Origin of the sequence: Burkholderia sp. MS389, from assembly GCF_016899425.1 — a bacterium.
GTDB lineage: Bacteria > Pseudomonadota > Gammaproteobacteria > Burkholderiales > Burkholderiaceae > Burkholderia > Burkholderia sola.
Genome location: NZ_CP045994.1, coordinates 2,834,846 through 2,855,502, shown reverse-complemented (window position 1 = coordinate 2,855,502; position 20,657 = coordinate 2,834,846). Strand labels below are relative to the sequence as shown.

General features: G+C 67.4%; 23 protein-coding genes. 15 read left to right on the top strand and 8 right to left on the bottom strand.

All coding sequences use genetic code 11. The annotated features are described in order from the left end of the window. The first annotated feature begins 72 nt into the window (after window positions 1-72). The 8 genes from GJG85_RS13300 to GJG85_RS13265 all read left to right on the top strand — a co-directional run bounded on the left by GJG85_RS13300 (window position 73) and on the right by GJG85_RS13265 (window position 7,200). Entirely contained in the window at window positions 73-528 is a 456-nt protein-coding gene (locus tag GJG85_RS13300; RefSeq protein ID WP_069233031.1) for a peptidylprolyl isomerase, read from the top strand. Between the two features lie 2 nt (window positions 529-530). Then, complete coding sequence (gene ispH, locus GJG85_RS13295) at window positions 531-1,511, top strand: 4-hydroxy-3-methylbut-2-enyl diphosphate reductase (protein ID WP_204383365.1); 981 nt, start codon at window positions 531-533, stop codon at window positions 1,509-1,511. A 269-nt stretch (window positions 1,512-1,780) separates the two neighbouring features. After that, a complete protein-coding gene (locus GJG85_RS13290; protein ID WP_050017532.1) occupies window positions 1,781-2,425 on the top strand; it encodes a hypothetical protein in 645 nt (214 codons plus the stop codon). A gap of 211 nt (window positions 2,426-2,636) precedes the next feature. Next, window positions 2,637-3,587, top strand: coding sequence for a branched-chain amino acid ABC transporter permease (locus GJG85_RS13285; RefSeq protein ID WP_021160758.1), 951 nt, complete (start codon window positions 2,637-2,639; stop codon window positions 3,585-3,587). 19 nt (window positions 3,588-3,606) lie between these two features. Next, on the top strand, window positions 3,607-4,776 hold the full coding sequence (locus tag GJG85_RS13280) for an ABC transporter ATP-binding protein (protein WP_006488940.1): 1,170 nt from the start codon (window positions 3,607-3,609) through the stop codon (window positions 4,774-4,776). A gap of 23 nt (window positions 4,777-4,799) precedes the next feature. Continuing rightward, window positions 4,800-5,576: an ABC transporter ATP-binding protein gene (locus GJG85_RS13275; RefSeq protein WP_050017531.1), complete on the top strand. Its 777-nt coding sequence runs from the start codon at window positions 4,800-4,802 to the stop codon at window positions 5,574-5,576. Then, the gene (locus GJG85_RS13270) at window positions 5,576-6,292 is read left to right on the top strand and encodes an ABC transporter ATP-binding protein (RefSeq protein WP_050017530.1); all 717 of its coding nucleotides are present in this window, start codon (window positions 5,576-5,578) and stop codon (window positions 6,290-6,292) included. Before GJG85_RS13275 ends, GJG85_RS13270 begins: the two co-directional genes overlap by 1 nt. A gap of 236 nt (window positions 6,293-6,528) precedes the next feature. Continuing rightward, window positions 6,529-7,200 (top strand): DUF2278 family protein, encoded by a 672-nt coding sequence (locus GJG85_RS13265; RefSeq protein WP_050017528.1) that lies wholly within the window; start codon window positions 6,529-6,531, stop codon window positions 7,198-7,200. Window positions 7,201-7,224: 24 nt separating this feature from the next. Here GJG85_RS13265 and GJG85_RS13260 read toward each other — a convergent pair whose 3' ends face one another. From GJG85_RS13260 to GJG85_RS13250, 3 genes are all read right to left on the bottom strand, one after another. Further along, window positions 7,225-7,680, bottom strand: coding sequence for a GNAT family acetyltransferase (locus GJG85_RS13260; RefSeq protein WP_050017527.1), 456 nt, complete (start codon window positions 7,678-7,680; stop codon window positions 7,225-7,227). Window positions 7,681-7,693: 13 nt separating this feature from the next. Further along, window positions 7,694-8,878, bottom strand: coding sequence for an acetylornithine transaminase (locus tag GJG85_RS13255; protein ID WP_050017526.1), 1,185 nt, complete (start codon window positions 8,876-8,878; stop codon window positions 7,694-7,696). A 292-nt stretch (window positions 8,879-9,170) separates the two neighbouring features. Next, entirely contained in the window at window positions 9,171-10,202 is a 1,032-nt protein-coding gene (locus tag GJG85_RS13250) for a CDP-6-deoxy-delta-3,4-glucoseen reductase (protein WP_050017525.1), read from the bottom strand. A gap of 107 nt (window positions 10,203-10,309) precedes the next feature. On the opposite strand from GJG85_RS13250, the gene GJG85_RS13245 reads away from it, so the two are divergent. Beyond that, entirely contained in the window at window positions 10,310-11,347 is a 1,038-nt protein-coding gene (locus GJG85_RS13245; RefSeq protein ID WP_050017524.1) for an NAD-dependent epimerase/dehydratase family protein, read from the top strand. Here GJG85_RS13245 and GJG85_RS13240 read toward each other — a convergent pair. Further along, window positions 11,330-11,518: a hypothetical protein gene (locus GJG85_RS13240; protein WP_050017523.1), complete on the bottom strand. Its 189-nt coding sequence runs from the start codon at window positions 11,516-11,518 to the stop codon at window positions 11,330-11,332. The genes GJG85_RS13245 and GJG85_RS13240 overlap by 18 nt on opposite strands. 106 nt (window positions 11,519-11,624) lie before the next feature. After that, on the bottom strand, window positions 11,625-12,341 hold the full coding sequence (locus tag GJG85_RS13235; RefSeq protein ID WP_050017522.1) for a 16S rRNA pseudouridine(516) synthase: 717 nt from the start codon (window positions 12,339-12,341) through the stop codon (window positions 11,625-11,627). 112 nt (window positions 12,342-12,453) lie between these two features. On the opposite strand from GJG85_RS13235, the gene copC reads away from it, so the two are divergent. The 4 genes from copC (at window position 12,454) to GJG85_RS13215 (ending at window position 15,445) form a co-directional block, all read left to right on the top strand. Beyond that, window positions 12,454-12,828, top strand: a complete 375-nt coding sequence (gene copC / locus GJG85_RS13230) for a copper homeostasis periplasmic binding protein CopC (RefSeq protein WP_050017521.1) — start codon at window positions 12,454-12,456, stop codon at window positions 12,826-12,828. A 66-nt stretch (window positions 12,829-12,894) separates the two neighbouring features. Then, window positions 12,895-13,395, top strand: a complete 501-nt coding sequence (locus tag GJG85_RS13225; RefSeq protein WP_050017520.1) for a DinB family protein — start codon at window positions 12,895-12,897, stop codon at window positions 13,393-13,395. Between the two features lie 182 nt (window positions 13,396-13,577). Next, entirely contained in the window at window positions 13,578-14,351 is a 774-nt protein-coding gene (locus GJG85_RS13220) for an SDR family oxidoreductase (RefSeq protein ID WP_027785181.1), read from the top strand. A 164-nt stretch (window positions 14,352-14,515) separates the two neighbouring features. Continuing rightward, window positions 14,516-15,445 carry a LysR family transcriptional regulator gene (locus GJG85_RS13215; RefSeq protein ID WP_050017552.1) on the top strand — a complete coding sequence of 310 codons (930 nt, stop codon included), beginning with the start codon at window positions 14,516-14,518 and terminating at the stop codon, window positions 15,443-15,445. Window positions 15,446-15,556: 111 nt separating this feature from the next. On the opposite strand, the gene GJG85_RS13210 is transcribed toward GJG85_RS13215, so the two are convergent. After that, on the bottom strand, window positions 15,557-16,444 hold the full coding sequence (locus GJG85_RS13210) for a LysR substrate-binding domain-containing protein (protein WP_050017518.1): 888 nt from the start codon (window positions 16,442-16,444) through the stop codon (window positions 15,557-15,559). Between the two features lie 106 nt (window positions 16,445-16,550). On the opposite strand from GJG85_RS13210, the gene GJG85_RS13205 reads away from it, so the two are divergent. Next, window positions 16,551-17,441, top strand: a complete 891-nt coding sequence (locus tag GJG85_RS13205; protein WP_050017517.1) for an alpha/beta hydrolase — start codon at window positions 16,551-16,553, stop codon at window positions 17,439-17,441. A 30-nt stretch (window positions 17,442-17,471) separates the two neighbouring features. On the opposite strand, the gene GJG85_RS13200 is transcribed toward GJG85_RS13205, so the two are convergent. Together GJG85_RS13200 and GJG85_RS13195 are read right to left on the bottom strand one after the other, a co-directional pair. Then, the gene (locus tag GJG85_RS13200) at window positions 17,472-18,371 is read right to left on the bottom strand and encodes an SDR family oxidoreductase (protein ID WP_050017516.1); all 900 of its coding nucleotides are present in this window, start codon (window positions 18,369-18,371) and stop codon (window positions 17,472-17,474) included. 44 nt (window positions 18,372-18,415) lie between these two features. After that, a complete protein-coding gene (locus GJG85_RS13195) occupies window positions 18,416-19,153 on the bottom strand; it encodes an SDR family oxidoreductase (protein ID WP_050017515.1) in 738 nt (245 codons plus the stop codon). Between the two features lie 120 nt (window positions 19,154-19,273). On the opposite strand from GJG85_RS13195, the gene GJG85_RS13190 reads away from it, so the two are divergent. Next, entirely contained in the window at window positions 19,274-20,176 is a 903-nt protein-coding gene (locus GJG85_RS13190) for a LysR family transcriptional regulator (RefSeq protein WP_050017513.1), read from the top strand. Window positions 20,177-20,657 lie beyond the last annotated feature (481 nt).

Below are 20,657 nucleotides of genomic sequence, written 5' to 3'. Positions count from 1 at the left end.
TCAGGTGACTTACAATATTGGCTTTGCGCCGGGCCATTCGGCCGTAGCGGGCGCCGACCGAACGAGTAATTCATGAGCCTCATCGATCTATCCGAAGTGAAGCCCGGTTCCCACGTCACGTTGCATTACCGGCTCGCACTGGCCGACGGCGCCGACATCGTCAACACCTTCTCGGACAAGCCGGCCACGCTGTTGCTGGGAGCGGGGCAACTGGCGCCGTCGCTGGAACAGATTCTGCTCGGGCTCCGGGTCGGCGACCACTCGACTTTTCAGCTAGCGCCCGAGCAGGGGTTCGGGCCCCGCAATCCCGACATGCTCCAGCGCGTGACGCTGTCGACGCTGCGCGAGAACGGGATGGTCGGCGACGACTTCACGCCGGGCGAACTCATCGAGTTCAACGCACCGGATGGCGGTCGTTACGCGGGGGTGCTGAAGGAAGTCAGCGAGACCTCGGCGCTGTTCGACTTCAACCATCCGCTCGCGGGCCAGGCGCTCACGTTCGAAGTGAAAATCATCGGAATCCTGTAATCATGAGTACCACCGATACGCTGTCCGGGCAGACCGTCGCCGCCGACGCCGAAATCCTGCTGGCCCAGCCGCGCGGTTTCTGCGCGGGCGTCGACCGCGCGATCGAGATCGTCGAGCGCGCCATCGCGATGCACGGCGCGCCGATCTACGTGCGTCACGAAATCGTCCACAACAAGTACGTGGTCGAGGATCTGAGGAAGAAGGGCGCGATCTTCGTCGAGGAGCTCGAGGAAGTGCCGGCCGGCAATACCGTGATCTTCAGTGCGCACGGTGTGTCGAAAGCCGTGCGCGACGAGGCCGACGTGCGCGGCCTGCGCATTTACGACGCAACCTGCCCGCTCGTCACGAAGGTGCACGTCGAGGTGGCGAAGATGCGCCAGGATGGCGTCGACATCGTCATGATCGGGCACAAGGGCCATCCGGAAGTCGAAGGCACGATGGGCCAGGTCGAGCGCGGCATGCACCTCGTCGAAAGCGTCGAGGACGTACAGAAGCTCGAGCTCGCCGATCCCGAACGCATCGCGCTCGTCACGCAGACGACGCTGTCCGTCGACGACGCGGCCGAGATCATCGGCGCGCTGAAGGCGAGGTATCCGAAGATCCGCGAGCCGAAGAAGCAGGACATCTGCTACGCGACGCAGAACCGCCAGGACGCGGTGAAGTTCATGGCGCCGCAATGCGATGTCGTGATCGTGGTCGGCAGCCCGAACAGCTCGAACTCGAGCCGGCTGCGCGAAGTGGCCGAAAAGCGCGGCGTGGCCGCGTACATGGTCGATGCACCGGACCAGATCGATCCGGCGTGGGTCGCCGGCAAGCGCCGCATCGGCGTGACGGCCGGCGCGTCGGCGCCCGAGGTGCTCGCCCAGGCCGTGATCGCGCGGCTGCGCGAACTCGGCGTGCGCAACGTCCGCGCACTCGACGGCATCGAGGAAAACGTGTCGTTTCCGCTGCCGCGCGGGTTGAACCTGCCGCCCGCCGCCTGATTGCCGCATCGCACCCCGCGGAACACCGAAGCGCGCCTTCCCGGCGCGCTTTTTTTGTGCCTCGAAATTCATATCGCAACCATTATTCCCAGCGATGGTGCAACCCGGTTGCTCTCGGCTCGCGCAATCGTGTCTCAAAATTGGTTGCAATGCAGGAAAACCCCATCGAATCAGGAATATTGGCGGCCTATAAATGGAGTTACAATGCGGCCGTTTTCAAGCCGGAATGGCTTTGAAACGGGTTTTGGCAAGGCGCGGGAGACCATTCAATGCATGTGAAGTTGGCTTACGCCGTGTCCGTCGCCGCACCGGTTGCAATGCTTGCCGGTTGCAGCAAAAAGAGCGACGACGGGGCGGGCAGGAAGGCTGCGGGGTTCGCGGCACCATCGGCCAGCGGCGTGCGCGCCGCCGGAACCGGACGGGCGGCGCCATCGGCGCGCCGTCTCGTGCAACAGGGCAGGGACAAGGAAAACGGGGCACGTTTGACGATCGAGGAAATCAACGCGCTTGGACCGGCGACCGGTCCGGCAGCGGGCATGCCGGCTGCATCGCGGCAAGCCGCCGGTCGACGGAAGCCGGACGATCGCGGCGTTGCCGGCAGCGTGCAGACGCCTCTGTTCCCCCTTCAATTCGATTCGACGAAACAGCGCGCCGCCGCGACCGACCGTGTCGTGGCGCGCCGTCTGGTTCGTACGATGGATTCCGATGCAGTCCTGACGAACGTCGGGCGCGGCCGTCGCAACGCCTTGTCGGGCGACGTGGCGCGGAATCCGATCCGTCCTGGCGCGATGCTTGCATGGCACCGGACGGACCAAGGCACGGATGCCGGGAAACCGGACGACGGCCGTCTCGGCATGCTGCCCCACGACTTCAAGGAGGCCACGAACACCGTCCTCGATGTCGTGACGATTTAGCGACGGGACTCATGACGGCACCGGATCAGTGCGGTGCCGTTTTTGTATCCGCTCCGGCGGCAGGTCCGGCCGTACAGGCCGGGCGGCGCGCGCCGGGACGATCCACCCTTACCGGTATCGACTAGTACCCGCAGTGTCGCCGAGAAGGCGCGATTCCTCGCTTACCCGCGGGGCGCAACGTCCTCCGGCAGCACGGGCCAAGGAGCTTTAAATGGATATTTTCGTCCAGCAGGTTCTCAACGGGCTGGTGCTCGGCAGTGTGTACGCCATCATCGCGTTGGGATACACGATGGTGTACGGCATTCTCGGCATCATCAACTTCGCGCACGGCGACGTGCTGATGATCGGCGCGATGGTCGCGCTGTCGGCCATCACCGTGCTGCAGAATCACTTTCCCGGACTCGGCAACGTCGCGACGCTGACGATCGGCCTGGGCATCGCCGCGGTCGTCTGTGCGTTCGTCGGCTTCACGATCGAGCGCGTCGCGTACCGGCCGCTGCGCCGCGCGCCGCGCCTCGCGCCGCTGATCACCGCGATCGGCGTGTCGATCCTGCTGCAGACGGCTGCGATGATCATCTGGTCGCGCAACCCGCTGCCGTTCCCGCAATTGCTGCCGACCGACCCGATCAACGTGATCAAGGCCACCGACACGACGCCCGGCGCCGTGATCTCGGTCACCGAAATCGTGATCATCGCGGTCGCGTTCCTCGTGATGGGCGGCCTGCTGCTGCTCGTGCACAAGACCAAGCTCGGCCGCGCGATGCGCGCGATCGCCGAAAGCCCGAATACGGCGAGCCTGATGGGCGTGAACCCGAACTTCGTGATCTCCGCGACGTTCATGATCGGCTCCGCGCTCGCCGCGCTGGCCGGCGTGATGATCGCGTCCGAATACGGCAACGTGCACTTCTACATGGGCTTCATCCCCGGCATGAAGGCGTTCACGGCCGCGGTGCTCGGCGGGATCGGCAACCTCGGCGGCGCGATGGTCGGCGGCGTGCTGCTCGGCCTGATCGAGCAGCTCGGGGCCGGCTACATCGGCAACCTCACGGGCGGCGTATTCGGCAGTAACTACCAGGACGTGTTCGCCTTCGTCGTGCTGATCATCGTGCTGGTGTTCCGTCCGTCCGGCCTGCTGGGCGAACGGGTCGCGGACCGCGCGTAACGGAAGGGGAGCAAACAACATGACATCCATTCAACCGATCGAATCGTCGACGTCGCTCGTCGAAGAGCGCAACACCGCCAAGACCGTCGTCATCGGCCTCCTCACTGCGGTCCTCGTGATCGCCGCGCCGATCGTGATCGGCTCGGCCGGCGGCAACTACTGGGTCCGCGTGCTCGACTTCGCGATGCTGTACGTGATGCTCGCGCTGGGCCTGAACGTGGTGGTCGGCTTCGCCGGCCTGCTCGACCTCGGCTACATCGCGTTCTACGCGGTGGGCGCGTACACGGCGGCGCTCCTGAGCTCGCCGCACCTGACCTCGCAGTTCGAGTGGATCGCGGCGCTCGCGCCGAACGGCCTGCACGTGCCGTTCCTGCTGATCGTGCCGATCGCGATGGCGCTCGCGGCGACCTTCGGGATCCTGCTCGGCGCGCCAACGCTGCGCCTGCGCGGCGACTACCTGGCGATCGTCACGCTCGGCTTCGGTGAAATCGTCCGGATCTTCATGAACAACCTCGACCGTCCGGTGAACATCACCAACGGCCCGAAGGGGATCACGGGCATCGATCCGGTGCACGTCGGCGGCTTCAACCTGTCGCAGACGCATACGCTGTTCGGCTTCCAGCTGCCGTCGGTGTACATGTACTACTACCTGTTCGTGCTCTGCTCGCTGCTGGTGATCTGGGTGTGTACGCGTCTGCAGCACTCGCGTATCGGCCGCGCGTGGGCCGCGATCCGCGAAGACGAGATCGCCGCGAAGGCAATGGGCATCAACACCCGTAACGTGAAGCTGCTCGCGTTCGCGATGGGCGCGTCGTTCGGCGGCCTGTCGGGCTCGATGTTCGGCGCGTTCCAGGGCTTCGTGTCGCCCGAGTCGTTCACGTTCTGGGAATCGATCGTCGTGCTCGCGTGCGTGGTGCTCGGCGGCATGGGCCACATCCCGGGCGTGATCCTGGGTGCGGTGCTGCTCGCGATCTTCCCGGAATTCCTGCGTTCGACGATGAGCCCGCTGCAGCATGCGCTGTTCGGTCATGACATCGTCGATACGGAAGTGATCCGTCAGGCGCTGTACGGCCTCGCGATGGTGATCATCATGCTGTATCGCTCGGAAGGCCTGTGGCCCGCGCCGAAGCATGAGGACAAGATCGCGAAACTGGCGAAGCGCAACAGCAAGAAGCCGGTGCGCGCGTAACCTACGGACAAGGGGATAAACACATGAGCGACAAGCAAATCCGACTGTCCGTCTCGGGCGTGAACAAGCGCTTCGGCGGGCTGCAGGCGCTGTCCGACGTCGGCCTGCAGATCAAGGAAGGCGAGATCTACGGGCTGATCGGCCCGAACGGCGCCGGCAAGACCACGTTCTTCAACGTGATCACGGGCCTTTACACGCCGGACTCCGGCGACTTCAAGCTGGACGGCACGAACTACACGCCGACGGCCGTGCACCAGGTGGCCAAGGCCGGCATCGCGCGCACGTTCCAGAACATCCGCCTGTTCGGCGGGATGACGGCGCTCGAGAACGTGATGGTGGGCCGCCACGTGCGCACCAAGCACGGGCTGCTCGGCGCGGTGTTCCAGACGCCGGCCGAACGTCAGGAAGAGCGCGAGATCAAGGAACGCGCGATCGAGTTGCTCGACTACGTCGGCGTGCTGCAGTACGCGGACTACACGTCGCGCAACCTGTCGTACGGTCACCAGCGCCGGCTGGAAATCGCCCGTGCATTGGCGACCGACCCGAAGCTGCTCGCGCTCGACGAGCCGGCAGCCGGGATGAACGCGACCGAGAAGGTCGAACTCACGCGCCTGCTCGACAAGATCCGTTCGGACGGCCGCACGATCCTGCTGATCGAGCACGACGTGAAGCTCGTGATGGGGCTGTGCAACCGGATGACGGTGCTCGATTACGGCAAGGTGATCGCCGAGGGTCTGCCGCAGGACGTGCAGAAGAATCCGAAGGTGATTGAGGCATATCTCGGCGCAGGGGTGCACTGATGGCAGCGGCAATGTTGAAAATCAAGGGCTTGCAGGTCAACTACGGCGGCATCCAGGCCGTCAAGGGCGTTGACATGGAAGTCCGCCAGGGCGAGCTCGTGACGCTGATCGGCGCGAACGGCGCCGGCAAGACCACGACGATGAAGGCGATCACCGGCCTGAAGCCGTACTCGGCGGGCGACATCGAGTACGATGGCAAGTCGATCAAGGGCGTGCCGTCGCACGAGCTGCTCAAGCGCGGCCTCGCGATGGTGCCGGAAGGCCGCGGGATCTTCGCGCGGATGTCGATCATCGAGAACATGCAGATGGGCGCGTACCTGCGCAACGACAACGACCAGATCAAGAAGGACGTCGACCGGATGTTCGGCTTCTTCCCGCGCCTGAAGGAACGGGCGACGCAGCTCGCGGGCACGCTGTCGGGCGGCGAGCAGCAGATGCTGGCGATGTCGCGCGCGATTCTGAGCAAGCCGAAGCTGCTGCTGCTCGACGAGCCGTCGATGGGGTTGTCGCCGATCATGGTCGAGAAGATCTTCGAAGTGGTGCGCGAGATCTCGAAGGAAGGCATCACGGTGCTGCTGGTCGAGCAGAACGCACGCCTCGCGCTGCAGGCAGCCGATCGCGGCTACGTGATGGACTCGGGCACGGTCACGATGGAAGGCGACGCGAAGCAGATGCTCGACGATCCGAAGGTGCGCGCCGCGTATCTGGGCGAGTAAGCGATCGAACGAACGAGTCCGGTTGCGCGCGTCGCACCCGGGCTGTCGAAAGCCGTTACGGGAAACCGTGACGGCTTTTTTTCGTATGGGGCGATTCGCGTCGAACTGTGCGCACGAAGGCGACTCCATTCGACTATTGGATCGTGCATGCGGCTGGCGCGCCGGCCGCCCGCAGCCCGCAAACCGACACACGGGCCGCGTAGCATCGATTACCCATCGGCACACGGAGAACGCGCATGAGTCTGGACTACGGTTTCGTGAAGGCGAAGGTGAAGTCGATCGCGAAGCTGAAGGGTTCGCCGCACGGCAGCGAGATCCAGTATCACGTTCACCTGACGCTGGCGCTGCCGGCAGGTGACTGGGACGTCGCGATCAACGTCGGTACCAACGACGCGGACGACCTGCTGAACTACAAGCTCGTCTACGATTTCCATCATCCGGTCACGCAGACGCTCGCGGCCGCGGCCGAAGGCTACACGGACCTGACCGGGCAAACGGCGTTGCCCGCGCTCGACTATCTGCGCAGCGACATCCTGGGCGACACGGGCGCGTGGCGCGCGAGTGCGGTGATGGACGGCACCGAGCATCCGGAGCCGATCCCGTCGCTGCTGCGGCTCGTGAACGCCGCGCAGTCGCAGGGGCTCGACGTCGTCGTGTTCGGCCGCACCTATGCGCAAGGCAACGGCATCCACGACACGCACATGAACCAGGGCTCGACGGGTCCGAACTACCTGCATCGCGCGGGCGACGACCACAACGATCACAACGACGTGTGGCAGGACGGCGCGCTGCTCGTGCGCGTGAGCGACACGCAGTGGGCCGCGTATTTCGCGGCGTTCGAACAGCAGGCCGTGCCGACCGACGCGCTCGGCAATCCGCTGCCGGGCGCGGGGCCGATCACGCGCTGAGCCGCGCGGCGGCCGGCGGCGGTTTTACGCGACCGGCAGCGTCTTGCCGAACGAGATGCGTTCCTCGACGCGATAGCCGAGCGCTGCGTAGAAGCGGCATGCATCGTCGTTGCCGGGCAGCACCTGCAGGTTGATCTTCATGCAGCCGCGCGCGGCGAGCGCGCGTTCCGCATGCGCGATCAGCGCGCGGCCGACGCCGAGCCGGCGCGCGTCGTTCGCGACGCCGAACGAGTAGAGCCAGCCGCGATGTCCGTCGAAACCGGCCATCAGCGTGCCGACGACGCGCGCGCCGCTGATCGCGACGAAGAACAGTTCCGGCTGCGTCGCGAGCTTCAGCTCGATCGATCGCAGCGGATCGCGGTGCGGGGGCGCACCGGTCTCGTCGTACTGCGGGAACGCGTCGCGCCATACCGCGAGCACGGCATCGGTGTCGGCGCGTTCGAACGGGCGGATCGCGACAGCATCGGCGGCGGCATTCATCGCGGCGGTCTCCTTACAGCGTGTCGAGGATCGACCGCAGCATCGCCATCATCTGGTCGATTTCCTCGGTCGTCACGTTCAGCGCGGGCATGAAGCGCAGCAGGTTCGGCCGTGCGGCGTTCAGCAGCAGGCCGTCCGGTTGCATGTCGCGCGCCTTCTCGACGATCTGCGGGCCGATGTCCTTGCCGAGCAGCAGCGCGCGCAGCAGGCCTTCGCCGCGCTCGCCCTCGAAGCCGCGTTCCTCCGACAGCTCGAGCAGCTTGCGCTTCAGATACTCGCTGCGCGCGCGCACCCCTTCGAGGAAGCCGGGCGCGACGAGCTGCGAGATCACCGAATAGCCGACCGCCGTCATCAGCGGGTTGCCGTTGTACGTGCCGCCCTGGTCGCCGGCCTCGAACACCGCGACATCGGCCTTCGACAGCAGCGCGCCGAGCGGTACGCCGCCGCCGATGCCCTTCGCGAGCGTCATGACGTCCGGCTCGATGCCGGACAGCTCGTACGCGAACAGCGTGCCCGCGCGGCCGCAGCCGCTCTGCACTTCGTCGACGATCAGCAGCAGGTTGTGCTGCTTCGTCAGCGCGCGCAGCGCCTGCATGAATTCACGCGTGGCCGGGATCACGCCGCCTTCGCCCTGGATCGGCTCGAGCATCACGGCGACGGTCTTGTCGGTGATCAGCTTCTCGACCGACTCGATGTTGTTCAGCTCGGCCTTCGGGAAGCCCGGCACCTGCGGCGCGTAGATCGTGTCCCAGCCCGGCTTGCCGCTGGCCGACATCGTCGCGAGCGTGCGGCCGTGGAAGCTGTGGTCGAACGTGATGATCTCGTACGCGCCGTTCCTGAACTTGCGGCCCCACTTGCGCGCGAGCTTGATCGCGCCTTCATTAGCCTCGGCGCCGCTGTTCGTGAAGAACACCTTGTCGAACACGCTGTGCTGCGTGAGCAGACCCGCGAGCTTCGCCATCGGCTCGTTGTAGAACGCCGGCGACGGATTCAGCAGCTTGTCGGCCTGTGTCTTCAGCGCTTCGACGATGCCGTCGTTGCAGTGGCCGAGGCTGTTGACGGCCCAGCCCTGGATGAAGTCCAGATAGCGCTTGCCCGTGTGATCGTAGAGCCACGAACCCTTGCCGTGCGTAAACACGATGTCGGGGCGGTTCGTGATGTACATCAGCGAGTCGATCGGATAATCGTTCAGGGGCATGGCAGCAGACTCCAGCGGGCGTTGAAAGGGAAACGGGCAATAAAAAAGCCACGGAAGGCCGTGGCTGGTGGGTCGAACAGCTTGTGCGTAACCGGTGAAGCGGAGGAGGGTTACGCGCGAGTCCGTGACGAGCCGGCGGCATCCGGGCGGAGCGGCGAGCGGCGACGTCGGAGAGCGGACAGGAAGCGGTTCATGTGCGCAAGCATAAGGCATCCCGCGCCCCACTGTAAACCGCCGCGATGCCACGGATGTGACACGGCGGCGCGCAGCGGGGCGCGGGCGCGCCCGCCGCTCAGACCGGATGCGCGAGGTCGGCGGCGCTCGTGAACGAGTCCGCGTAGAACTCGTCGGCCGGCAGCGCGTGGTGCTGCGTGAAGTCGCGCTGCGCGGATTCGACCATCACCGGCGCGCCGCACGCATAGACCTGGTGGCCGGACAGATCGGGCAGGTCCTCGATCACCGCCCGGTGGACGAAGCCCGTGCGGCCCGTCCACCGGTCGGCGTCGTCCGGCTCGGAGAGCACCGGCACGTACTTGAAGTTCGGGATCTCGCGCGCCCACTGCTCGGCGAGTTCGGCGAGATAGATGTCCTTCTTGCGGCGCGCGCCCCAGTAGAGCGTCATCGGACGCGTGATGCCCGAGTGCTTCACGTGCTCGATGATCGCCTTGATCGGCGCGAAGCCGGTGCCCGACGCGAGCAGCACGATCGGCTTGTCGGAATCCTCGCGCAGGAAGAACGTGCCGAGCGGGCCTTCGAAGCGCAGGATGTCGCGCTCCTTCATCGCGCCGAATACGTGGTCGGTGAACTTGCCGCCCGGCATGTGGCGGATGTGCAGCTCGATCGGGCCTTCCTCGTGCGGCGCGTTCGCCATCGAGTAGCTGCGGCGCGAGCCGTCCTTCAGGATGAATTCGACGTACTGGCCCGCGAGGTACTGCAGGCGTTCGTTGGCCGGCAACTGCAGCTTCACGACCATCACGTCGTCCGCCTTGCGTTCGAGCGCGGCGATCCGGCACGGCAGCTTCTTCACCTGCACGCCGTCGACGCCGGCGATTTCGCGCACGTCGATCTCGAGATCGCATTGCGCCTTCGAGCAGCACAGCAGCGCGAGGCCGCGCGTGCGTTCGTCGTTGGACAGCGCCGACGCGGCGTGCGGGCCCTGTTCGATCTGGCCCGACACGATCTGGCCCTTGCAGGAGCCGCACGCGCCGTTCTTGCAGCCGTACGGCAGATGGACGTTCTGGCGCAGCGCGGCCGCCAGCACGGTTTCATCCGACTCGACCTGGAATTGCCGGCCGCTTTGCTTGAGAGTGACGTTGAATGCCATAGAACCAAACTAGAACAAAATGGGGGGACCGTGCATGTCGCGCACGGCAGCTACAATGCAAAACCGTTGCGCGTCGCGCAACGGCGGCTACTGATCTCGCAACCAACATGATCGCGACACGAATCCTGCGCCGTCCGCGCGTACTGATCGTCGGCTGCGGCGACGTCGGCATGCGCTGCGTCGCGCAATGGCGTGACGCGCGCCCCGACCTGCGCATCCTCGCGCTGACGAGCCACCCGGCTCGCCGCGACGAACTGCGCGCCGCGGGCGCGACGCCGATCGTCGGCGACCTCGATCGCCGGGCGACGCTCGGCCGCCTCGCGGGCCTTGCCCGCACGATCCTGCATCTCGCGCCGCCGCCATCCGGCGGCCGCGACGACCGGCGCACGCGTGCACTGATCGCCGCAACGGCCATGCCCGCGCGTCGGCCGGCGGTACCGCCGGCATCGGCAGTCGGCCGGCTCCGAACGCTGCGCGGCGCGGCGCGACAGGCCGGCGCGTCCGTGCGGGCAGCGCGTATTGTACCCGAGGGTCTTCGCGCGCCGAGGCTGGTCTACGCCAGCACGACGGGCGTCTACGGCGACTGCGGCGGCGCGCGCATCGACGAAACGCACCCGCTGCGCCCCGCGAACCCGCGCGCATTCCGGCGCGTGTCGGCCGAGCGGCAACTGCGTGCGGCGACGGTGCGCGGCGTGCTGTCCGCGCGCATCGTGCGCATTCCCGGCATCTATGCGGCGAACCGTCTGCCGGTCGCGCGGCTCGAGCGCGGTACGCCGGCGCTCGAGCCGGCCGACGACGTGTACACGAATCACATCCACGCGGACGATCTCGCGGCGATCCTGCGTCGTGCGGCCGAGCGCGGCAAGCCGGCGCGCGCCGTGCACGCGTCGGACGATACCGAACTGCGGATGGGAGAGTATTTCGACCGGGTCGCGCAGGTGCTCGGCCTGCCGAAGCCGCCGCGTGTCAGCCGCGCGGACGCGGAGCGCGTGCTCGAGCCGACGCTGCTGTCGTTCATGCGCGAGTCGCGGCGCCTGTCCAACGCACGGCTCAAGGCCGAATTGTGCGTGACGTTGCGCTATCCGACCGTAGACGATTTCCTTCAAACGCTCGCGCCGGGCGGTGCGTCAGGTGAGCGCCGGTAACGCCTCGATCAGCAGGAAGCACAGCAGCGCACCGATCAGCGCGCCGATCAGGTTCGGATGATATTTGTGCTTCAGATGCATCGCGGCCAGCAGGCCGCCGATCACGATGACGCCGATGACCGCGAACGCGATCATCACGGACGACAGTTCGAAAGAATGGTTGATGTTCATGGTGTCTCCCCCTGCATCACTGCTCTTGCAGCTTGTGATTTCAGTATAGCGGGGGAACCTGCAGCCGAGAGGCCGCCAGGCACCGAACGGTCGTGCGGATTTTCCCTTACAGGGTTTGGACGGGATTGCGCAGCATGGAAAGGTCGGCTTCGTCGAGCCACCGCCATGCGCCCGGCGCGAGATCGGCCGGCAGCGTGAACCCGCCGATGCTTTCGCGGTGCAGCAATTCGACGCGGTTGCTCGCCGCCGCGACCATCCGCTTGACCTGGTGGTATTTGCCTTCGAGCACGGTCAGCGCGAGCGTGTGCGGGGCGCGGGCGTCGGCGGCGACGGCCGCGATCGGCTTCGGCTCGCCATGTAGTTGCACGCCGGTGCGCAGCGCGTGCAATTGCGCATCGTCGAGCGGGTGGCGCACGGTCGCGACGTAGGTCTTCGGCACCTTGCGCTTCGGCGACGTGTACGCGTGCACGAACTGGCCGTCGTCGGACAACAGCAACAGGCCGGTCGTGTCCTGGTCGAGCCGGCCGACGCACTGCACGCCGCGCGCGACGAGCGGCGCGGGCAACAGGCTGAACACGCTCGCATGGTGCTGCGGATCGCGCGAGCATTCGTAGCCGGCCGGCTTGTTGAGCGCGAGATACGCGCGTGCGTGGAACGGCCAGGCCGTATCGTCGACCGTGAACACGAGGCCGTCGGTATCGAAGGTGGCGTCCGGGTCGGGCGCGACGGCGCCCGCGACGGCGACGCGGCCTGCTTCGATCAGGCCGCGGCACTGGCGGCGCGAGCCGAAGCCCTGGGTGTAGAGAATGCTTTCGAGATCCATAGCGCGCGCATTCTATCAAGCGCCGGCGCCCGACCGGCATGAACGCGTCTGCGCTGGTAAGCTGCCGGAACTGCGCCGCGCGAGGCGCCCGTTCATTCTTCACGGACAGTCCATGCGTTTCGATTCATTCCCGTTCGGCCGACACGTTGCCACCGTCATCGTGGCCGCGACCGTTTCGTCGGCCGCGTTCGCGCACGCGCATCTCGCAACGAGCGACCCGGCGGCGGGTGCGACGCTGGCTGCCGCACCGGCCGCCGTCACGATCGACTTCACCGAGCCGCTGGAGCCGGCATTCAGCTCGATCGTCGTCGTCGATGGCGCCGGCAAGACTGTGTCGGACGGCCGCGCGCGCATCGACGCGTCGAACCGCAAGCGGATGACGGTGCCGCTCGCGGCGCCCGGCACGGGCGCGTACACGGTGAAGTGGGTGGCCGTCGCGACCGACGGGCATCGCCCGCAGGGCGCGTACGGCTTCAGCGTGAAGTGACGCAACGGCGGCGGCAGGCCCGTGCCAGGATTGCCGCTCGCCTTCATCCGACAGGGAGGCTCCCGCATGAATCCGACGACGCTCGACGCACTCGCCGATTTTCCCCGTCAGCTCGAAGCGCATTTCGCGGCCGTGCCCGACGGCTATGCGCGCTGGACCCCCGACGACTGGGCCGGCATGCCGAGCGAGCATTTCTCGCCGCTCGGGCAGCTCTGCCACGTGCGTGACATCGAGATCGACGGCTATCACGTGCGGCTGCGTCGCATGCTCGACGAAGACCACCCGCTGCTCGTGTCGATCGATGGCGACGCGCTCGCGATCGAACGGCGCTACGACGACGCGTATGCGTCCGACGTGCTCGCGGCGATTCGCGACGCACGGCGCGAGACGCTGGCGCTGCTGTCACGCCTAACGCCCGAACAGTTCGAGCGTACCGGCGAATTCGACGGCTACGGTTCGCTGACCGTGCGCGGGCTGGTCCATTACCTGTGCAGCCACGACCAGCAGCACCTGGCCGGCATGCAGTGGCTGCTCGGCAAGATCGACGCGGCGCGGTACGCGCGCTGAGCCGGCCGGCGGCGGCGCCGCAATCGGTCGCGGAATCCGGCGCCGCCGTCGGTGCGGCAGATCACCTTGCGCGGCTTCGATTGGATCGGTTTTCTGGATAATCCATCCAGCGTCGACCGGCTGATCGGCGCGTCGCGTATGCCTACACTCCTAGCTTCGTTCAACGAAAAAAGGAGTCAACCGTGGCAACTCATACGCTCGCAGACAAGGTCGTCCTGATCGCAGGCGGCGCAAAGAATCTCGGCGGCCTGATCGCGCGGGACCTGGCGGGCCACGGCGCGAAGGCGGTGGCGATTCACTACAACAGCGCGGCGTCGCAGGCGCAGGCCGAGGAGACGGCCGCGGCGGTGCGCGCGGCTGGCGCGCAAGCCGCGACGTTCCAGGCGGACCTGACGACGGCCGCCGCGGTCGAGAAGCTGTTTGACGACGCGAAGCAGCGCTTCGGCAAGATCGACATCGCGATCAACACGGTCGGCAAGGTGCTGAAGAAGCCGTTCACCGAGATCAGCGAGGCCGAGTACGACGAGATGTTCGCGGTCAACAGCAAGTCGGCGTTCTTCTTCATCAAGGAAGCCGGGCGGCATCTCGAGGATCACGGCAAGCTCGTCACGCTCGTGACGTCGCTGCTCGGCGCGTTCACGCCGTTCTACGCGGCGTACGAAGGATCGAAGGCGCCGGTCGAGCATTTCACGCGCGCGGCGTCGAAGGAGTACGGCGCACGCGGGATCTCGGTGACGGCCGTCGGGCCGGGCCCGATGGACACGCCGTTCTTCTATCCGGCCGAAGGCGCCGATGCGGTCGCGTATCACAAGACGGCCGCCGCGCTGTCGCCGTTCAGCAAGACCGGGCTGACCGACATCGAGGACGTCGTGCCGTTCATCCGCCATCTCGTGACCGACGGCTGGTGGATCACGGGCCAGACGATCCTGATCAACGGCGGCTATACGACCAAGTAACCGGGCCGCTTGCGGCCGCGCGGCGCGCCGCAATGGCGCGTTTGCGTGGACAATGGACGGGCGCGCAGCCACGAGGCCGCGCGCCCGTTTTCTCTTGTCGCCGAAGCCAGCCGCGCTGCGTGGCGGCCGGCGCCGACCGTCGTTCGAACCCGGGTTTCCCGTCGATGGACAAACTGGATCAGGTCAGGATCTTCCTGCAGGTTGCCGAGATGGGCAGCTTCATCAAGGCCGCGCATGCGCTCGACGTGCCGCGCGCGACCGTGTCGGCGGCCGTCCAGCAACTCGAGACGGCGCTCGGCACGCGGCTGCTGCACCGCACGACGCGCCAGGTGCAACTGACCGCCGACGGCGCGCTGCTGCTCGAACGCGGCCGGCGCCTGCTCGCGGAGGCCGACGAACTCGACCGCCTGTTCCGGCGCCGCGACCGCGACGTGGTCGGGCGGCTGAACGTCGACGTGCCGAGCCGGATCGCCCGCCGCGTCGTGGCGCCCGCGCTGCCGTCGCTGTTTCGCCGCCACCCGAAGCTGCAACTGTCGCTCGGGTCCACCGACCGCGCGATCGACCTCGTGCAGGAGGGCGTCGATTGCGCGATCCGCGTCGGGCGGCTCGCGGACAGCAGCCTCGTCGTTCGGCCGCTTGGGCAGTTCACGCTGATCAACTGCGCGAGCCCCGACTACCTGCGCGAATGCGGCGTGCCCGAGCATCCGGATGCGCTCGCGCACGGGCACCGGGCGATCGGCTATGCGTCGCCGACGACGGGGCGCGAACTCGGCTGGGAATATTGCGCGGACGGGCAGCGGCACATGCTGACGCTGCCGAGCCGCGTGATCGTCAACAACGCCGAAACCTACATCGCCAGCTGCGTCGCGGGAATGGGGCTGATCCAGATTCCGCGCTTCGACGTCGAGCATCTGCTGGCAAGCGGCGCACTCGTCGACGTGATGCCCGGCCACCGCGCCGAGCCGATGGACGTGTCGGCCGTGTATCCGCACCGCCGGCATCGCTCGAGGCGGCTCAACGCGTTCATCGAGTGGTTCGGCGCGTTGATGGTGGAGGCATTGAACGACGAGGGCGCGAGCGACAGCGGCGACTGAAAGCGGCATCGTGCCGGTATCCGCGGCCGTCCGCCGATCACCGACTCGTGACGCCGCTCGATCGGCGCAGGCGCGAGACGGCGGCCCGTGCGGCGAGCGCGCCGCGCGTGCTCAGTCGGCGAACTGCCGCGTGCGCCCGGTGGCCCGCACCGCGTCGATCAGCGCGGCGCCGACGCCGGCGGGTTTCGACGCAAATGCGTAAAAGCGGGCGGCCGGCAGCGCTGGCAGGCCGTCGTGCGGCCCGCACGCGCGCAGGCCGTCGCGCAACTGGCTGCGCGCGAGCGCCGTGACCGCGAAGCCGGCGAGCGCGGCCGACATGCAGCCGGCCATGCTCGCGCTTTCGAACAGCACGCGAAACGGCCGCAGCGCCGCCGAGAGCGCGGACACCGCGGCTTCCCGATACACGCACGGTTCCGGAAACAGCGCGAGCGGCACGCGTTCCTCGGCGTCGAGCGCCGTATCGGCCGCGAATGCCCACACGAGCGGCTCCTCCCACAGCAGTTCGCCGGGCGTGTCGACCTGTCGGCACTGCTTGCCGAACACGACGTCGAGCCGGCCCAGCGATTGCTCCCGTAGCAGCGACGCGGTGATGCCGACTTTCAGTTCGATCGATGTGCGCGGATGGCCGTCGCGGAACGTGCGCAGCACCTGCGGCAGCCATGTGCCCGCGAAATCCTCCGACGCGCCGACTCGCAGCGGCCCGTGCGCCGGTGCGCCGCGCAGCCGCGCGCGCACCTCGCGCTCCATGTCGACGATGTTGCGCGCGTACGCGTACAGCGTGTCGCCGGCCGGCGTCAGCGCGATCCGGCGGGTCGTGCGCGCCAGCAGCACGGTGCCGGCCGCCTGTTCGAGCCGCTTGATGTGGCCGCTGACGGCGGACGGCGTCAACGCGAGGCGTTCCGCGGCCGGCGCGAACCCGTGGCTGTCGACGACTTCGAGAAAGGTGCGCAGCAGCGCGATGTCGAGCGCGGTCGACGCGGGATCGGTCGGCGGTTCCATGGATCGATTCAACGCGATATTCGAAGAGTGAATCATGATACTCCGCGAATCGTGATGAAAGGCCGACCTACCATCGGATGTTCATGCTGACCTGACGGAGTACACGATGACGACCTATACGCATGCGACGACCGCGTCGCTGGACGTTGCCTATCTCGAATGGAACCCGCGCGGCGAGCGCGTGGCCGTGCTGCTGCACGGCTGGCCGGACAGCCCGGTCGGCTGGGAGGCGGTGGCCGCGGGGCTGGCCGCACGCGGCTACCGCGTGCTCGCGCCCGCGTTGCGCGGCTTCGCGCCGACGCGCTTTCGCGACGCATCCGTGCCGCGCAGCGGCCAGCTCGCGGCGCTCGGGCGCGACCTGCTCGAATTCGTCGACGTGCTCGGCATCGAGCGGCCCGTGCTGGTCGGGCACGACTGGGGCGCCCGCGCGGCCGCGAACGCGTGCGGGCTGCGCGACGGTGCCGCATCGCAGCTGGTGATGCTGTCGGTCGGGTACGGCACCAACGATCCCGCCCAGCCGCTGTCGCTGCAGCAGGCGCGCAACTACTGGTATCACTGGTTCATGGCGACGCCGCGCGGCGAGCAGGCGCTGCGCCACGACCGCCGCGCGTTCGCGCGCCTGATGTGGGATACGTGGTCGCCGCCGGGCTGGTATCGCGACAGCGATTTCGACGCGGCAGCCGTCGCGTTCGACGGACCCGACTGGATCGACGTCGTACTGCATTCGTACCGGCAGCGCTGGGGCTTCGCGCCGGGCGCGCCGGCCTATGCCGACGACGACGCGCGGCTGAACCCGGCGCCCGTGCTGGCGGTGCCGACGCTCGTGCTGCACGGCGGCGCGGACACCTGCAACCATCCCGACAGCTCGGCGGGGCGGGAGCGGTTCTTCGCCGGGCGCTACGAGCGGCAGGTGCTCGACGGAATCGGGCACTTCCCGCAGCGCGAATCCGCGGCGGCGGTCGCGGACGCGATTCTCCGGTTCTGCGAGCGGGATTGACGCGCGCCGGCCGGCCCGGCGCGCGAACGATCAGCCGTCGATGCGCGGCGCGAGCAGGTCGCCCAGGCCGATGTTCCTGAACATCTCGCGGCGGATGCGATCGCCGACGCGGAACACTTCCTCGGCGCCGTCCTGCGACGGGTCGACGAACACGCGGTACGGGCGCTTGCCGGCCGGCGCCGCGACGAGTTCGGCAATCGCCGTGGCGACGGCGCCCGCGTCGGCGTCCGCCGGTTCAAGCGCGGCGAGGCCCTTCAACGCCTGATCGGCGACGCCCGCGTACGGCCCGCCGTCGTAGGCGGCTTGCACGGCGGTATCGGCCGGCTTGCCCGCATGGAGGAAGTGATTCGTGCCCCGCGTGAACGCGCCCGGCACGACGATCGACGTTTCGATGCCCCAGCGCGCGAGCTCGGCCGCGTAGGACACGGCGAGCGAGTCCATCGCGGCTTTCGCGGCGAAGTAGGGCGCGAGGAACGGCGGCGTGCCGCCGCGCGCCGACGAGGACGACACCCACACGAGCAGGCCGCGGCCCTGGCGGCGCAGATGCGGCAGCGCCGCGCGGTTCACGCGCTGGGTCGACACGACGTTGACGTCGTAGAGCTGCGCAAGCTGCTCGGGCGTGAACGCTTCGGCCGGCCCGAACACCATATGGCCGGCGTTGTGGACGACGACGTCCAGACGCCCATTGTCGGCGATCACGCGATCGATGGCGGCGTCGACGGAGGCGTCGTCGCCGACGTCGAGTTCGACGCTGCGCAAGTCGACGCCGTGTTGTTGCGCATAGGCGGCGATGGCGGCGACGCGCGGCGCATTGCGCCCGGCGCTCTCGCGCATCGATGCGTAGACCGTGTGACCGGCGCGGGCGAGCGCCTGGGCCGTCAGCAAGCCGAAGCCGCTGGACGCGCCGGTGACGAGGACGACTTGGTTCATGAGCATTCTCCTGGCGGAAAGATGAGGCGGCGGTGAGCGGTCCGTCAGCACATGCCGCCGTTGGCGCGCAGGATCTGGCCGTTGATCCACGCGCCGTCCGGGCCGGCGAGGAACGCGACGACGCGCGCGATGTCGTCGGGCTGGCCGAGCCGCTCGAGCGGGTTCAGCTTCGCGAGCCGATCGATGAGTTCGGGGCTCTTGCCCTGGAGGAACAGCTCGGTCGCGACCGGTCCCGGCGCGACGGCGTTCACGCGGACGCCGCGCCCGCGCATTTCCTGCGCGAGCACCTGCGTGAGGCTTTCGACCGCGGCCTTGCTGGCGACGTACACGCCGTACGTCGGCATGCGCATGCCGATGACGCTGGTCGACAGGTTGATGATGCGCCCGCCGTCGCGCACCCGCCTGGCCGCTTCGCGGCAGACGTTGAACGTGCCTTTCACGTTGATCGCGAACGTTTCGTCGAACAGCGCGTCGTCGCAGTCGGCGATGGCCGACAGCTTCATCACGCCTGCGGAATTGACCACCACATCCAGACCGCCGAATGCGTCGCGGGTGGCGTCGAACAGCGCGGCCACGGCCGCTGGATCGGCGACGTTCGCCTGCACCGCGACCGCATGGCCGCCGTCGGCGACGATTGCGTCGACCACTTCGCGGGCCGGGCCGGCGCTGCCGGCATAGTTGACGACGACCCGGAAGCCGTCCCGGGCGAGCTGGCGTGCGATTTCCGCGCCGATGCCGCGCGACGAACCCGTGACGAGGGCGACTTGTTCCGATGTGCTCATGTCCTGCTCCTGATGAAGGTTGAATGCCGTTCGATCCGGCGACAGGACTTACTGTAGGCTTCCTCGATCAATAAAAATAATGAATAATCATCAGTCAATGAATGACTGAAAGTATGTCTCATGGGATTCGACAGCAGATTGCTCAGCGGTATCGGCGTGCTCTCGGCGGTGATCGAGGCCGGCACCTTCGCGCGGGCGGGCGAGGCGATGGGGCTGACTCAACCGGCGGTGAGTCGCGCCGTCGCCCGGCTGGAAGAGCGGGTCGGCATCCGGATCTTCAACCGGACGGCGCGCGCGATCACGTTGACCGACGAAGGGCGACGCTTTTACGAGGCGGTCGCGCCGCTGCTGGCCGGCATCGAGGAGGCGGCGCTCGACGCCGGCCAGTCGAAGGCGCGCGTGAGGGGGCGGCTGCGGGTCAACGTGGACGGCACGTTCGGCCACTACGTGCTGGCGCCGCGGATGGCGGAATTTCTCGACCGCTTTCCCGACCTGTCGGTCGAAATCAGCGTGCGGGACCGGATGGGCGACCTCGTCGCCGACGGCTTCGACGTGGCGGTGCGCTTCGGCATCCCGGAGCCGTCGTCATATCGCGCGCGGCTGCTGCTCGAGACGCGCGTGCTGACCTGCGCGTCGGCGGCCTACGTCGCGCGTCATGGCGAACCGCGGCACCCTCGGGATCTCGCGGACGCTCACCGGTGCGTGCTGATCCGCGATCCGGTGACGGGGCGGCCGTACGAATGGGAGTTTCATCGCGGCAAGGAAGTCGTGCCGGTCGACGCCGCCGGCAGGCTGACGGTCAACGATACGGGCGGGCTGCTCGGCGCGTGCCTGGGCGGTGTCGGCATTGCGCAATTGCTCGAGCTCTATGCGCGGGACGTGCTGGCCGACGGGCGGTTGGTGCAGTTGTTGCCCGAGTGGGCGGACGAGACGTTCCCGCTTTATGCGTATCACCACGCGTCGAATCTCGTTTCGGCGAAGGTGAGGGTGTTTCTGGATTTCGTCCGCGAGTTGATGGCCTGAGCGTACCGGGCGGCAGGCCGCCGTCGATCACTGGGTGCGGTGCGGAACGCGCGCCATAAACAAAAAACCCGCGAAGCGGCGAGCTTGCGCGGGTTTCGACAAAGGCAGCGCATGACGCTGCGAAAGACTGGTGCCAGGGCCGGAATGAAATAATTCTATGTGAGGCCCGTAGTATAAGGGTGTTGCTTGTGTGGTGTTGCTGAGTTGCCCCCAGAGTTGCCCCCCGCGCTTCTGGCAGCCGCAGAATTCATATCGCTCTGCTGCGTGTGCCGTTCGGGCGAGGTCGTTCAGAAGATATCAACAAGCGTATCAGCGTAGGCTCGATCAGTCGAAGGCCGGTGCCGTGCGGAACGTTGCTGTGCCGCCGGAAGCAAAAATATCTGGAGATTTGGAGATAGACGGTTGTATCGGCCTGTAAGCCTTGTCTGGCAAGGCTGTGGTTATCTCCAAGTCTATCTCCAAAGTACACATTTTCTTGGAG

Coding starts and splice junctions, on each gene's coding strand:
- GJG85_RS13255 (WP_050017526.1), bottom strand. CDS start 8,878: ATGCCCCTGAACGATTATCCGATCGACTCGCTGATGTACATCACGAAC.
- copC (WP_050017521.1), top strand. CDS start 12,454: ATGCGTTTCGATTCATTCCCGTTCGGCCGACACGTTGCCACCGTCATC.
- GJG85_RS13225 (WP_050017520.1), top strand. CDS start 12,895: ATGAATCCGACGACGCTCGACGCACTCGCCGATTTTCCCCGTCAGCTC.
- GJG85_RS13300 (WP_069233031.1), top strand. CDS start 73: ATGAGCCTCATCGATCTATCCGAAGTGAAGCCCGGTTCCCACGTCACG.
- GJG85_RS13270 (WP_050017530.1), top strand. CDS start 5,576: ATGGCAGCGGCAATGTTGAAAATCAAGGGCTTGCAGGTCAACTACGGC.
- GJG85_RS13260 (WP_050017527.1), bottom strand. CDS start 7,680: ATGAATGCCGCCGCCGATGCTGTCGCGATCCGCCCGTTCGAACGCGCC.
- GJG85_RS13200 (WP_050017516.1), bottom strand. CDS start 18,371: ATGAACCAAGTCGTCCTCGTCACCGGCGCGTCCAGCGGCTTCGGCTTG.
- GJG85_RS13215 (WP_050017552.1), top strand. CDS start 14,516: ATGGACAAACTGGATCAGGTCAGGATCTTCCTGCAGGTTGCCGAGATG.
- GJG85_RS13285 (WP_021160758.1), top strand. CDS start 2,637: ATGGATATTTTCGTCCAGCAGGTTCTCAACGGGCTGGTGCTCGGCAGT.
- GJG85_RS13245 (WP_050017524.1), top strand. CDS start 10,310: ATGATCGCGACACGAATCCTGCGCCGTCCGCGCGTACTGATCGTCGGC.
- GJG85_RS13210 (WP_050017518.1), bottom strand. CDS start 16,444: ATGGAACCGCCGACCGATCCCGCGTCGACCGCGCTCGACATCGCGCTG.
- GJG85_RS13290 (WP_050017532.1), top strand. CDS start 1,781: ATGCATGTGAAGTTGGCTTACGCCGTGTCCGTCGCCGCACCGGTTGCA.
- GJG85_RS13235 (WP_050017522.1), bottom strand. CDS start 12,341: ATGGATCTCGAAAGCATTCTCTACACCCAGGGCTTCGGCTCGCGCCGC.
- GJG85_RS13195 (WP_050017515.1), bottom strand. CDS start 19,153: ATGAGCACATCGGAACAAGTCGCCCTCGTCACGGGTTCGTCGCGCGGC.
- GJG85_RS13190 (WP_050017513.1), top strand. CDS start 19,274: ATGGGATTCGACAGCAGATTGCTCAGCGGTATCGGCGTGCTCTCGGCG.
- GJG85_RS13250 (WP_050017525.1), bottom strand. CDS start 10,202: ATGGCATTCAACGTCACTCTCAAGCAAAGCGGCCGGCAATTCCAGGTC.
- GJG85_RS13265 (WP_050017528.1), top strand. CDS start 6,529: ATGAGTCTGGACTACGGTTTCGTGAAGGCGAAGGTGAAGTCGATCGCG.
- ispH (WP_204383365.1), top strand. CDS start 531: ATGAGTACCACCGATACGCTGTCCGGGCAGACCGTCGCCGCCGACGCC.
- GJG85_RS13280 (WP_006488940.1), top strand. CDS start 3,607: ATGACATCCATTCAACCGATCGAATCGTCGACGTCGCTCGTCGAAGAG.
- GJG85_RS13240 (WP_050017523.1), bottom strand. CDS start 11,518: ATGAACATCAACCATTCTTTCGAACTGTCGTCCGTGATGATCGCGTTC.
- GJG85_RS13275 (WP_050017531.1), top strand. CDS start 4,800: ATGAGCGACAAGCAAATCCGACTGTCCGTCTCGGGCGTGAACAAGCGC.
- GJG85_RS13205 (WP_050017517.1), top strand. CDS start 16,551: ATGACGACCTATACGCATGCGACGACCGCGTCGCTGGACGTTGCCTAT.